The sequence below is a fragment of the Peptoniphilus timonensis JC401 genome (genome assembly GCF_000312025.1).
GTDB lineage: Bacteria > Bacillota > Clostridia > Tissierellales > Peptoniphilaceae > Peptoniphilus_A > Peptoniphilus_A timonensis.
The window spans coordinates 302,813-317,111 of the sequence record NZ_HE978593.1; the positions used below are offsets into that span (position 1 = coordinate 302,813).

Genomic DNA, 14,299 nt, shown 5'->3' on the forward strand with positions numbered 1-14,299 from the left:
ATGTTTGTCATTTTTTACAGGATTCTTTCTAAATAAAACTATTGCAAAAGAGAATCAGGGTTTGACAAAAACTCAAATGGAAAAATTAATAAATAGGAAAATTTCCAATGATGAGTGGAGAAAAATGACTCAAGATGGTGAAGTAGAAATGATTGGTGGATCTGATGGACCTACACAAATTTATACTGAATCAGATAAGTAAGACAACTTAAATTACAAAAAAGTTCGGTTGAAAATTATTTCACCGGACTTTTTAACACTTTACAATCAGAAAATATTTTTATATACTAAAACTGAAAATTTTTATGAGCTATTATTAAAAATTAGGTATTAAGCAAATTTGATTTTACATATTTAATGACGTAAGGGAATCATGAAGAGATTATACAATTTTTAGTAATTCTGCATTTTTAAGCGAAGAGGTAAAAAGTAATGGAATTTGTTATTTTTATTTGCTTTATGATTTTACTTTTATATTACAGAGCAAAGAAGAGAAGTAAAAAATTTAATCAAGAAAAAATTTACAACAATCTAAATCCGCTTTATTTGGTTTTTTCATTGTCATTCTTTTTAATATGGATTTACTTTGCTATGAAATTTATGGGCTGTCTATTTGATGTTTTAAGGGATGGCTATAAAATAAGTTTTTTAAATTTTTATTTCCACAAATTAGAGCTATAGTTCTAAAATTTGCAGAAAATAATAATGAAAATATTCCTCATGAATTATTGCAACTACTTATGTCATATGAAAGTTTTTTGAAAAGTTGTCTTTTATTAATAATTACTTTTGTTTTCCTTGATTTAATGATAAACAGAATTGTAATAAAGGATGATGAAATTATTTTTAACAATAGAGTTTATCAAATAAATGATATTGTGGATTTAAAAAATAAAACTATTTTTACTAATCAATATGCTCAATTAAAATTTCAAAAAGATGATATTTATTTGCCAATTAAGGGCAATGAAAAATTTATTAATTTAATTGATGAAAAAATTTAGTAAATAAAAAAATTATAAAGACAAGAAAGTTCGGGAGACCGGACTTTTTTCTTTGCCCTAATTTCCTCTTGTGATAATATATGACTTAGGATGTGATATTGTGATTTTAAATAAAATTAGAAATATAATGAAAGAAAATAAAATAGATTTTTATCTTGTGCCATCAAAGGATCCTCACGGGTCAGAATATCTTCCAGACTATTATAAGGAAAGGGAATTTGTAACTGGCTTTACTGGTTCACAGGGGACTGCTGTTATAACAAATCAAGATGCTTATCTCTGGACAGACGGCAGGTATTTTATCCAAGCTGAAAAAGAAATTAAGGATTTTGGCTTTGAACTCAAAAAACAAGGACAAGCTGGAGTTTTAAATTATGATGAATGGATAGCTGAAAATATAGAAGATGGAATGACTCTCGGTCTTAATGCGGAATATTTTTCTCACCAAGAATTTAAATCTATTTCAAAAAAATTAGAAAATAAAAATATTAAAATTATTGATATAGATTTGATAAAAGACCTTTGGAAAGATAGGTATGACTATCCATCTGATGATGCTTTCTTGTTAGATATAAAATATGCAGGGAAATCAGCTAAAGAAAAAATTATTGAAATTAGAGAAATTCTAAAAAAGAAAAATGCTAATATGACTGTTCTTTCATCTCTTGTGGATATTGCATGGACCTTAAATATTCGTGGCATGGACATAAAGGACACACCAGTTTTGATTTCTTTTATGATAATTGAAAGCGACAAGGTAATTTTATTTACAGATAGGGAAAAGACAAAAAAGATTGAAAAAGGACTTCTAAAGATTGTTGAATTAAAAGATTATAAAGAATTTTATTCTTATTTAAAAACTTATAAAGATGAAAAAATATATCTTGATTCTTCATCAATAAATGAAAGAATTTATAGGGGACTTTGTGAAAATAATAATATTATTTTTGGAAGAAATATCTCAGAAGATCTAAAGACAATAAAAAATGAAGTTGAGATAAAAAATCTTGAAGAAACTTATGTGAGGGACGGAGCAATTTTATTTAAGTTTATCTGCTGGTTAAAGGAAAATGCTAAAAATAAAATTGGAGAATACGAAGCTGCCATGAAACTTGATAGTATGCGTGCAGAAGATCCTCTTTATATTTCAAATTCCTTTGATACGATTTCTGCCTATGGTAAAAACGCAGCCATGATGCATTATCACGCAAGAGAGGATAATCAAAGCATAATTGAGCCAAAAGGATTTTACTTAGTGGATTCTGGCGGACAATATTATTCTGGAACAACTGATATAACTAGAACCATTGCCATGGGAGAACTAACAGAGGAAGAAATTCGAGATTATACTTTAACTTTAAAGAGTCACATTGATTTAATGGACGCTGTATTTTTAAAGGGAACTTATGATTTGGCTCTTGATGGCATTGCAAGATATGCCTTGTGGCAAGAAAGACTAGATTATAAATGTGGAACAGGACATGGAATTGGTTTTGTCTTATCCGTTCACGAAGGTCCGCAAAGAATTTCACCAAGGGATCCTGCAGTTAGGATGGAAGAGGGCATGATTGTTTCCAACGAACCTGGAGTTTATAAGGAAGACAAGCACGGCATAAGACTTGAAAATATTATGAGAGTTGTCTTTGACAGCGAAACAGAAGATTCAATTTTTAATAAATTTAAGACAATTTCTTTTTGTCCCTTTGAAATAGAAGCAATTGATGTAAGATTGCTTACAGATAGACAAAGAGAAGTTTTAAATTCTTATCACAAAGAAGTTTTTGAAAAATTAAGCCCACACTTAGATGGAGATATTTTAAATTATTTGAAAGAAGCGACAAGAGAGGTTTAAATTGTTAGATTTAAGAGAAAGGCTTGATAAGCTTCCTGATAAACCAGGAGTTTATATAATGAAAAATGAATTAGACGAGATAATCTATGTTGGAAAAGCTAAATCTCTTAGGAAAAGAGTAAGACAATATTTTGGATCTTATGGTAAATCTTCCAAAAAAGTCGCCAGCATGGTGTCAAAGATTCATGATTTCGAGTATATAATAGTAGAAAATGAAGTTGAGTCCCTAGTTTTAGAATCGAATTTAATTAAAGACAATCATCCAAAATATAATATTCTCCTTCGTGATGACAAGCAGTACCCTTACATTAAAGTTAAGCTAAATGAGAGATTTCCAAGAGTTATGAAGACAAGAAGGATTGCAAAAGATGGGGCAAAATATTTTGGACCCTATCCTGATGTCTTTGCTGTCAATGGTTCTATAGAGACCTTTGAGAGGGTCTATCCACTTAGAACTTGTAATTTAAATTTAGAAAATGTAGAAGAAAAACCCTATAGACCTTGCTTAAATTATTATATAGGTAAGTGTATGGGTCCCTGCATAGGAAATGTAAAAGATGAAGACTACAATGTAATGGTTGATGAGATTTTGAATTTTTTATCAAGTTCAAATAGTGATTTGCTTGAAAAGCTTAATAAAAAGATGATGGATTATTCGAGAAATCTTGACTATGAAAATGCAGCAGACATTAGGGACAGGATAAAAAATTTGGAATATCTAAAGGAAAGACAACTAATTTCTGATCCAGAAGCTAGTGATGATAAAGATATTATTGCTCTTGCCAAGGGAATTGATGAAGTTCTTATTCAAATTTTCTTTTTCAGAAATGGAAAAATAATTGGTCGTGAGCACTACATGATTAGAGACTATTACAACGAAAGTTATGAAGAAATTTTTTCATCTTTTATAAAACAATTTTATATAGGGGCATCTTATATTCCTAAGGAAATTATTGTGGAAGAAAAACCAATGGATCTTAAGGTTTTGGAAGATTGGCTTTCTGAAAAAAGAGGAAATAAGGTAAGTATTATTGTTCCAATAAAGGGAAATAAAAAAGAGCTTGTCAAAATGGTAAAAAGAAATGCTTTAGATATGATAGAAAAATATGGTGACAAGTTCAAAAAACGTGCCGAGTCAAATATGAAAGCTCTTGAAGACATAAAAGATTTAATTGGACTTGATGATATTCCAAGAAGAATTGAAGCTTATGATATTTCAAATATTTCTGGAGTTGAATCTGTAGGATCAATGGTGGTTTTTGAAAATGGTGATTCAAAAAAAAGCGATTACAGAAAATTTAGGATAAAAAGTGTTCTTGGACCTGATGACTATTCTAGTTTAAAAGAAGTTATTGAGAGAAGATTTAAAAGAGGAGTAGAAGAAAAAGAATCTGATAAGAATACTTCTTTTTCAAATTTTCCTGACTTAATCATGATGGATGGTGGCAAGGGACAAGTCAACGCAGCCAAGGAAATTCTTCATAAATTAAATTTAAATATAGAAATTTGTGGATTAGTAAAGGATGATTTTCACAGAACACGTGGAATAATTTATGACAATGAAGAATATAAAGTAGATTTAAATTCAAGAGCCTACAAGATGATTTATAAAATTCAAGAAGAAGCTCACAGATTTGCCATAAATTATCACAGGTCATTGAGAACTAAAACTATGTTTAAATCGGAACTTGATGATATTAAATTAATTGGCCCTAAGAGAAAGGAAAATCTATTAAAACATTTTAAATCCATAGAGAAGATAAAAAATGCCAGTGTCGAAGAACTCATGGAAGTTGAATCCATGAATGAAGCAAGTGCTAATTCACTTTATGAGCACTTTAGGGGAGGAAAAAATGGGCGTTAAAATAAAATATATTGTGGACGAGCTTAATTTTGAACTTGTCCATGCAGCAAAAAATTACAATGAAATTGAAATAGAAAGCAGTGACATAAATAGACCTGGCTTGCAATTAAATGGATATTATTCAAAATTTGTAAAAGATAGAATACAATTAATTGGCACTCAAGAATGGCATTTTATAAACTCACTAGACGAAAATGAGAGATATGAAAAATTAGAAAAATTATTTATGTATGATATACCTGCAGTGATTTTTTCGAGAAATAGTGAAATTTTTCCAGAGGCAATTAATCTTGCAGAAAAATATAATGTGACAATTCTTAGAAGTCCCGATACTACATCCAAAGTTTTTAGCAAAATAATTTCTCTCGTGGAAGAAGAACTTGCTCCTACTATGAGAATGCATGGAGTTCTTTTAGATATTTCGGGTATTGGAGTTTTAATAACTGGAAGAAGTGGAATTGGAAAAAGTGAAACTGCCCTAGATCTTATTTCTAATGGGGCAAGATTAATTTCAGATGACTCAGTAATTATAAAAAATATAGACAAGAGATTAATAGGAAAATCTCCAGAAATTACAAAGTATTTTATGGAAATTAGGGGAGTTGGCATAATAGATGTCCAAAAAATGTTTGGAGTTGGCTTTGTCATGGAAGAAAAGGAAATTGAAGTTGTAATTAATTTAGAAGACTGGGATGAATCAAAGGAATACGAGAGATTAGGTCTAGACAACAATTACCAAAACATTTTGGGCATTGATGTAGTTAGGTTTGATATTCCAGTTAAACCAGGAAGGCATACAGCACTTATTATTGAAGTGGCAACAAAAAATTACAAACAAAAAGAATTAGGTTACAATCCTGCAGAAGCACTAAACAATAGATTAATGAGGAATAGAAAATAAGATAATAAAAAATAATTTATTATTTAAATTTTGTTTATTTATTTTTATAAATAGTATTTTAGAATTAAAGGAGAAAAAACAAATTCCATATTATGGAAGGTCTTTCACGATTCGCTTGATTCAAATCTTCTTAGGACTTTTATTAACAATATTATTGAAATTTATTAAATTAAGTTCTATAATATAAACAGTATGGTTAGTTAATATTTATATTATTAATAATAATTTAGGAGGCAAATATGTCTAAAACATTTAAAACAATGGATGGTAATGAAGCAGCTGCTCACGTGGCTTATGCCTTTTCAGACGTTGCTTGTATTTACCCAATAACACCTTCTTCACCAATGGCTGAACACATTGATGCTTGGGCTTCTCACGGAAGAAAAAACATCTTCGGTCAAGAAGTTTTGGTTAAGGAATTACAATCAGAAGGAGGAGCTGCTGGAGCTGTTCACGGTTCACTTCAAGCTGGATCATTAACTTCAACATATACAGCATCTCAAGGTTTATTACTTATGTTACCTAACATGTATAAGATAGCAGGAGAATTACTTCCTGGTGTATTCCACGTTGCAGCTAGAGCATTAGCTTCACACGCACTTTCAATTTTTGGAGATCACCAAGACGTAATGGCATCTAGAGCATCTGGATTTGCTATGTTAGCATCAGGTTCAGTTCAAGAATCCATGGATTTAGCTGGTGTTGCTCACTTATCAGCAATTAAAGGAAGAGTACCTTTTGTTCACTTCTTTGACGGATTCAGAACATCACACGAAATTCAAAAAATTGAAGTACTTAACTACGAAGACCTTGAAAAATTAGTAGACAAAGAAGCAGTAAAAGCTTTTAAACAAAGAGCTCTTAACCCTAATGGACCACAAATTAGAGGTACTGCACAAAATCCTGATATATACTTCCAAGAAATTGAAGCTTCAAATAACTACTACACTAATATCATTGATATTACTGAAGAATATATGAAGGAAATTTCTAAATTAACAGGAAGAGAATATCACTTATTCAACTACTACGGTGCAGAAGATGCAACTGACATAATCGTAGCAATGGGTTCTTCAACAGAAACAATTGAAGAAGTTGTTGACTACTTAAATGCCAAGGGAGAAAAAACTGGACTTATTAAAGTTCACCTTTACAGACCTTTCTCAGTTAAACACTTAATGGAAGCTATTCCAGAAACTGTTGAAAGAATTGCAGTTCTTGATAGAACTAAAGAAAAAGGTGCTGCAGGTCAACCTCTATATCTTGACGTTAGAGATGCATTCTATGAATCAGACAAGAAGCCACTTATTGTTGGTGGAATCTATGGTTTAGGTTCAAAAGACACTAACCCAACAGATATCCTTGCTGTATTTAATAATCTTAAAGAAGATCAACCAAAGAACGACTTTACAATTGGTATCCTTGATGATGTAACACATAAATCTCTTGAAATCAAAGAAGAAATCACAACAGAACCTGAAGGAACTATTAGATGTAAGTTCTGGGGATTCGGATCAGATGGTACTGTTGGTGCAAACAAATCTGCAATAAAGATTATTGGTGATAACACTGATATGTATGCACAAGGTTATTTTGATTACGACTCCAAAAAATCTGGTGGGGTTACAATGTCTCACTTAAGATTTGGTAACAACAAGATTACATCAACTTACCTATTGACAGAAACAGATTTTATTTCATGTTCTAAACAATCTTATGTATATTCTTATGACCTTTTGAGAGGACTTAAAAAAGGTGGAAAGTTCCTTCTAAATACAATTTGGAATGAAGAAGAACTTGACGAACACCTACCAGGATATATGAAAAAATATATTGCTGATAATGAAATTGAATTCTACACAATTAATGCAACAAAAATAGCTGCAGAAGTTGGACTTGGTGGAAGAACAAACATGGTAATGCAAGCTGCATTCTTTAAACTTTCCCAAGTACTTCCAATTGATCAAGCTGTAAAACTTCTTAAAGAAGCAATTGTAAAAGATTACGGCGCTAAGGGCGACGATATTGTTAATATGAACTACGCTGCAGTAGATCAAGGTATTGATGCACTTAACAAAGTAGAAGTTAAAGATTCTTGGAAAAACGCTGATACAACTAAGGACTTCAAAATCAAGGGAGCACCTGATTTTATCAACAACATCCTAATTCCGATGAATAGACAAGAAGGTAATGACCTTCCTGTTTCAACTTTCGTAGACATGGTTGATGGTACATTCCCATCTGGAACAAGCCGTTACGAAAAGAGAGGTATTGCTGTAAATGTACCTCACTGGAAGAGTGAAAACTGTATCCAATGTAATCAATGTTCTTTAGTTTGTCCTCACGCAGTAATTAGACCTTTCTTGCCTGATGAAGAAGAAAAGGCTAATGCACCTGAAGGCTTTGAAACAATTAAAGCTAGAGGCAAAGGGCTTGAAGATTACGAATACAGAATGCAAATTTCTCCTCTAGATTGTACTGGATGTGGAAACTGTGCTCAAGTTTGTCCAGCTAAAGAAAAAGCTCTTGTAATGTCACCATTTGAAAATGAAATTGAAGTTCAAGCTGCTAATTGGGAATACGCATCTCAACATATTAAATCTAAAGAAGAAAATATTGAACCTAACAACTTCAAGAACACTCAATTCCAAACACCATATCTTGAATTCTCAGGAGCATGTGCTGGTTGTGGAGAAACTCCATATGTAAAACTAGTTACACAATTATTTGGAGATAGAATGAGTATTGCTAACGCTACAGGTTGTACATCAATCTGGGGTGGATCAGCTCCATCTATGCCATATTGCACAGATGATTGTGGAAATGGACCATCATGGGCAAACTCACTATTCGAAGATAATGCTGAATATGGCTATGGTATGGCTGTTTCTCAAGAACAAACAAGAAATAGAATTAAGAATCTAATGAATGATTTCATAGAACTTAATGTTGATTCTGAAGCAAATGATGCATTTAAAGCTTGGATTGACGGCATGGACGATTACAAAACATCTAAGGCTGCAAGTGCAAATGTATTAAAAGTTCTTGATAAAAAATTCGGAAACGAAGAAGCTGATACAATTATAGATGACCTTCAAGGATTAGAAAGATTCCTAATTAAGAAGAGTCAATGGATAATTGGTGGAGACGGCTGGGCATATGATATCGGATACGGTGGACTTGACCATGTTCTTGCATCAGGTGAAAATATAAACGTACTAGTACTTGATACTGAAGTTTATTCAAATACAGGTGGACAATCTTCTAAGGCAACTCCAACTGCAGCAATTGCACAATTCGCAGCAGCAGGTAAGTTAACTAAGAAGAAAGACCTAGGTCTAATGGCTACAACTTACGGATATGTATATGTTGCACAAATTGCTCTTGGTGCTGATAAAAACCAAGCTTACAAAGCAATTAAAGAAGCAGAAGCTTACAATGGACCATCACTAATTATTGCTTATGCTCCATGTATTAACCATGGTATTAGAGTAGGTATGGGCTTCTCAGTCGAAGAAGAAAAGAAAGCTGTAGAAACAGGTTACTGGCACCTATACAGATTTAACCCAGAACTTAAAGAAGAAGGAAAGAATCCATTCATCTTAGATTCAAAAGAACCTACAAAGCCATTCAGAGACTTCCTTGACGGAGAAGTAAGATATACATCTCTTAAAAAGTTATTCCCTGAAAGAGCGGAAAAACTTTACGAAGTTGCTGAAGAAAATGCAAAAGAAAGATATGAAAGTTATTTAACTCTTGCAGAAGACGAAAAATAATTTTAAATAAATTTTAATTGCTAATTAAACTCGCTTGAGGAAACTTGAGCGAGTTTTTACATATATTTTATTTTAGAATTTTTAACAAGATATTTTATTAAATAAGTTATTTTTTATAGATTAAGAATTGTTTTTTTATCTAGTCAAAACGTTGATTTTTTAAATTTTTAATATAATATTAAATTTATTAATGGAGGTCGAGATGAAATTAATATTTGATATAAATGGTGGCGACAATAAAGAAGAAATCATCAAGGGAGCGGTTGATGCCTCTAATGAATTTGACAAAGAAATTATATTAGTGGGAAGAGAAGATTTTATAAAAAAAAATCTCAGTGACCTAGATTATAATGAAAATAAGATTGAAATAGTAGATGCAAAAGAAAACATAGAAAACAATGAAGAACCTGTTCTTGCTTTGAGAAGGAAAAAAGATGCATCTATTGTAAAGGCTATGACTCTTTTAAAAGAAAAAAAAGCAGATGCTCTTATTTCTGCGGGAAGCACTGGAGCTCTTTTAGGTGGAGGAATCTTTATTGTTGGTAGAATTGAAGGAATAAAAAGAGGAGTTCTTCCAACTTTGATACCAGGGATGAAATCAAATACTTTGATTATAGATTCAGGTGCGAATATGGATACTAGTCCAGATCTTTTACTTGAATTTGCAACTCTTGGTCATGTATTTTTGAGGGAATATTATAAAATAGATAATCCTAAAATAGGACTTTTAAATGTTGGTTCTGAAGAAGGTAAGGGTAATTCTCTTTATAAAGAAGCTTACCAAAAATTAAAAGAATCAGACTTAAATTTTGTTGGAAATATTGAAGCAAGGGATATAATGGATAATGATATGGACCTTCTTGTTTGTGATGGTTTTGATGGAAATATATTATTAAAATCAATTGAAGGTGTTGTTGATTTTGCGACAAAAAACGTATTTTATGGAATAGCTAATACTGATCTTGATGATAAAACAAAAGCTGCTTTTACAGAATTTTTAATGAAAAAATTTAAAAATTTAGATGCAAAAGAAGTTGGAGGCACACTTCTTCTTGGAATAGATGGAAATATTATTAAAGCTCATGGAAATTCTGATAGAAGGGCTATAAAAAATGCTGCAAAATATGCCATAGATATAGTAGAATCTAATATTGTAGATAAAATAAAAGATAAGGTGGAAAAATAATGAAAGATAGAATTTTACAAATTATTGCTGAACAGTTTAATATTGATAAAGACGAACTTAAAGAAGATATGAATTTTCAAGATGATTTAAATGCTGATTCTATTGAACTTGTAGAACTTGTCATGACAATAGAAGAAGAATTTGAGACAGAAGTTTCTGAAGAAGATTTGGAAAGATTAAAGACTATTGGTGATGTAATAGATTATGTAGAAGACTTGGATCAATAAACCCATGACCTTTTCCAATTTAGAAAATCTTGAAAAAAAATTAAATTATAATTTTAAAAACAAAGATCTTTTAGAAAAGGCCCTGACTCACAGTTCTTATGTAAATGAAAATAAGATGAAACAGTATGAATGCAATGAAAGACTTGAATTTCTTGGAGATGCTGTACTTGGACTGGTTATAGGAGAATATTTTTATAAGAGCTTTCCAAAGGATAATGAAGGTTCTCTTAGTAAAATGAGGGCAGAATCTGTAAATGAAAAAGTTTTGTTTTTTATTTCAAAGACCTTAGGGCTTGGAGATTATATAAGCTTTGGCAAGGGTGAAAAGAAAAATGGCGGAAGCAAGAGAGAGTCTACTTCTGCTGATGCTCTGGAAGCCTTGATTGGGTCTATTTATTTAGACTCGGATTTTGATACTGCTAAAAGAATTGTTTTAAATTTATTTGATGATTTTTTAAAAGAAGATGCATATAAACTTTTTAATATAGATTTTAAGACAAAGTTTCAAGAAGAAGTACAGAAGTCTGGGAAAAAATCTGAGTATATTTTAGTGAGAGAAGAAGGTCCAGATAACGACAAGACTTTTTTCACAGAATTGTATTTAGATGATATCTTGGTTGGAAAAGGAAAAGGTAGGACTAAAAAAGAGTCCCAACAAGAAGCTGCAAGGGATGCCTTTGAAAGGAGAGGGAATGTCTAAGAGAAATATTATACCAATTTTCATTCCTCACTATGGCTGTCCTAATGATTGTGTTTTTTGCAATCAAAGAAAAATAACGGGAATGTCTACAGATATTTCAAATAGTGATGTTGAGAAAACTATTTTGGAATATCTTTCTTATTTTAAGAGGAAAGATAATATTGAAGTTGCCTTTTATGGAGGAAGTTTTACTGCTATACCAATAGAAGAGCAAACTGAATTTTTAAAAGTTGCTTACAGTTTTAAGAAAAAAGGGCTTGTACAATATATACGTCTATCAACAAGACCAGATGCAATAGATAAAGACATTTTGGACAATTTAAAAAAATATGATGTTGATATAATTGAATTGGGAGTACAAAGTCTTGATCCTGAAGTTTTGAGATTATCAAATAGAGGTCACGATGCTTTGTGTGTTTATGAATCTGCTAAACTAATTAAAGATTATGGATTAAGTCTTGGACTGCAACAAATGGTTGGACTTCCTGGAGATAATTTAGAAAAATCACTTTATACAGCCAGAGAATTTGTAAAACTCAAGCCATATTGTGTGAGAATTTATCCGACTCTTGTAATAAAAGAAACTGCTTTATATAAGAATTTAAAAAATGGAAATTATAAGGCTCTTGAATTAGAAGAGTCCCTAAAGTATGTTGCAGATATTTTAAATGTTTATTATAAAAACAATATAAATGTAATTAGAGTTGGTCTTCAGCCAACAGAGAATATTAATTTTAATGGAGATGTAGTGGCAGGAGCTTTTCATCCAGCTTATAGACAATTAGTTGAATCTTATTATTTTAAAAATGCACTTATAAATTATTTTAAAGAATCAAATAATTTAGCTGATGAACTTGTTCTTCGTGCCAAGGGAAAAAATATTTCAAATATTAGTGGACAGGCTTCAAAAAATAAGGAAGAATTGATTAAAGAACTTAAAATAAAAAAATTAAGTCTTAGACAAAAAGATTTGTCAGATTTTGAAGTAGAAATCATAGCTAATAGAGATGAAATTATAGATGTTAGGAAGTATTATAGGTGAGTTCATGTTTTTAAAAAATGTTACTATGCAAGGTTTTAAATCCTTTGCTAATAGAACAAAAATTGAATTAGATAAAACCACAACGGCTATAGTTGGTCCAAATGGCAGTGGTAAAAGTAATATAACTGATGCAATCACCTGGGTACTGGGAGAAACATCTGTGAAAAATCTTCGTGGAAGTAAAATGGAAGATGTTATTTTTTCTGGAACTGATTCAAAAAAACCACTGGGAATGGCTGAAGTTACAATAGTTTTTGATAATTCAGATAAGGCTTTGAAACTTCCCTATAATGAAGTGTCAGTTACTAGAAGAATGTACAGATCTCTTGAAAGTGAGTTTTTAATAAACAATAAAAAATGTAGGCTCAAGGATATAAAAGAACTATTCATGGACACTGGAATAGGAAAAGATGGATATTCTGTAATTGGACAAGGAAAAATTGAATCAGTTCTAAGTTCAAAACCTGAAGATAGAAGAAATATTTTTGAGGAAGCTGCGGGGATTTCAAAATACAAGTATAAAAAAGTTCAATCTAACAATAAACTTTTAAAGACAGAAGAAAATTTAATTAGAATTGAAGATATTTTATCTGAAATAGAAGTGCAAGAAAAGAATTTGAGAATTCAAGCACAAAAAGCTGAGGCATACTTAGAAGATTATCAAAAATTAAAAGTATATGACATAAATTTTTCTTTGAAGGATATGAAAAATCGTGAAGAGGAAGTTTTAAGTCAAGAAGAAAAATTAGAAGAATTAAATAAAAATTCTGAAAGTATTTTAGAAAAAAGAAATAATTTGTCAAATTTATTGCAAGAACTTGAAAGTGAGATATCCAATTTAAAAGAAGAAGAAAAGTTATCTGCTGAAAATTTAAACATTAAGAAAGAGGCTTATGATAAATTAAACTTAGCGATAAATTTAGACGAAGAAAAAATAAATTCATTAAAAAAAGATTCTGAGAGGATTACTTTTGAAAATGAAGAACTAAATAAAAATCTAATTAATAGTGAGAATTCTCTAGAAAAAATTGAAGAAGATGAAGATGTTTTAAATTCTAAAAAGGTAGAAATTCTTGAAAAATTAAGATCTAAGGAAGAATTAATAAAAAAATTAGAAGAAGATTTTAGAAATCTTGAAGAAATTGGAAATTTAAATTTTGAAAATAAAAATAAGATAAGAAATGAAATTGAAAATTTAAATTTTAAAAATGAAACTTTAAAAGACATAATTAAAGAAAAAAATAATAGAAAAGATAGTCTAGATAAAAGTATAGAGAGCTTAAAGGAAAATCAGCTTCAATTTTTAGAAATTATTGATAAAGAAACAAGAGAACTAGATCTTTTAAAAGAAAAATTAAAAAAAGAAGATGAAGATTTTGAAAAGACCAAATCAAATCTCTTAAAATTAGAAGAAGAAAACAAAAATCAAGAAAATAAATTGCTTGCTAGAAAAAATGATGCTAATGAAATAAAAGCTAAGTTAAAAATTCTTGAAAATATGGAATCAAACTATGAAGGATATAATAGAACAGTTAAATCTTTTATGAATTTTTCTTCTAGAAATAATATTTTTAAAGATTCTCTTTATGGACCTGTTGCAGAAAAGTTTTATGTAGAAAAAGATTTTGAAAAGGCAATTTCTGTTGCTCTTGGTTCAATGTCGCAAAATATCATTGTTTCTTCGACTAAAGATCTTCAGAAATGCTTAAAATTCTAGAAAAAAATAAGATGGGAAGGGCAACTTTTC

The 14,299-nt window shown here is 30.3% G+C and carries 11 protein-coding genes; all 11 read left to right on the plus strand.

Translation table 11 applies throughout. From position 1 onward, the window contains the following. The coding region (locus HGPT_RS01490; RefSeq protein WP_040542222.1) for a hypothetical protein at positions 1-202 on the plus strand (202 nt) is incomplete at its 5' end. A gap of 556 nt (positions 203-758) precedes the next feature. Further along, positions 759-1,004: a hypothetical protein gene (locus HGPT_RS01500; protein ID WP_019138130.1), complete on the plus strand. Its 246-nt coding sequence runs from the start codon at positions 759-761 to the stop codon at positions 1,002-1,004. Positions 1,005-1,104: 100 nt separating this feature from the next. Further along, positions 1,105-2,856, plus strand: a complete 1,752-nt coding sequence (locus HGPT_RS01505; RefSeq protein ID WP_019138131.1) for an aminopeptidase P family protein — start codon at positions 1,105-1,107, stop codon at positions 2,854-2,856. A 1-nt stretch (position 2,857) separates the two neighbouring features. After that, positions 2,858-4,720 carry an excinuclease ABC subunit UvrC gene (gene uvrC / locus HGPT_RS01510; RefSeq protein WP_019138132.1) on the plus strand — a complete coding sequence of 621 codons (1,863 nt, stop codon included), beginning with the start codon at positions 2,858-2,860 and terminating at the stop codon, positions 4,718-4,720. Then, on the plus strand, positions 4,710-5,621 hold the full coding sequence (hprK, locus tag HGPT_RS01515; RefSeq protein ID WP_019138133.1) for an HPr(Ser) kinase/phosphatase: 912 nt from the start codon (positions 4,710-4,712) through the stop codon (positions 5,619-5,621). Before uvrC ends, hprK begins: the two co-directional genes overlap by 11 nt. Before the next feature lie 239 nt (positions 5,622-5,860). Beyond that, complete coding sequence (gene nifJ, locus HGPT_RS01520) at positions 5,861-9,397, plus strand: pyruvate:ferredoxin (flavodoxin) oxidoreductase (RefSeq protein ID WP_019138134.1); 3,537 nt, start codon at positions 5,861-5,863, stop codon at positions 9,395-9,397. A 202-nt stretch (positions 9,398-9,599) separates the two neighbouring features. After that, positions 9,600-10,583 carry a phosphate acyltransferase PlsX gene (plsX, locus tag HGPT_RS01525; protein WP_019138135.1) on the plus strand — a complete coding sequence of 328 codons (984 nt, stop codon included), beginning with the start codon at positions 9,600-9,602 and terminating at the stop codon, positions 10,581-10,583. After that, the gene (acpP, locus tag HGPT_RS01530) at positions 10,583-10,810 is read left to right on the plus strand and encodes an acyl carrier protein (RefSeq protein WP_019138136.1); all 228 of its coding nucleotides are present in this window, start codon (positions 10,583-10,585) and stop codon (positions 10,808-10,810) included. Before plsX ends, acpP begins: the two co-directional genes overlap by 1 nt. Before the next feature lie 4 nt (positions 10,811-10,814). Continuing rightward, positions 10,815-11,510 (plus strand): ribonuclease III, encoded by a 696-nt coding sequence (gene rnc, locus HGPT_RS01535; RefSeq protein WP_019138137.1) that lies wholly within the window; start codon positions 10,815-10,817, stop codon positions 11,508-11,510. Further along, the gene (locus tag HGPT_RS01540) at positions 11,503-12,552 is read left to right on the plus strand and encodes an elongator complex protein 3 (protein WP_019138138.1); all 1,050 of its coding nucleotides are present in this window, start codon (positions 11,503-11,505) and stop codon (positions 12,550-12,552) included. The genes rnc and HGPT_RS01540 overlap by 8 nt, the downstream gene beginning before the upstream one ends. A gap of 4 nt (positions 12,553-12,556) precedes the next feature. Beyond that, complete coding sequence (locus tag HGPT_RS01545; protein WP_019138139.1) at positions 12,557-14,269, plus strand: chromosome segregation SMC family protein; 1,713 nt, start codon at positions 12,557-12,559, stop codon at positions 14,267-14,269. Positions 14,270-14,299: the final 30 nt, after the last annotated feature.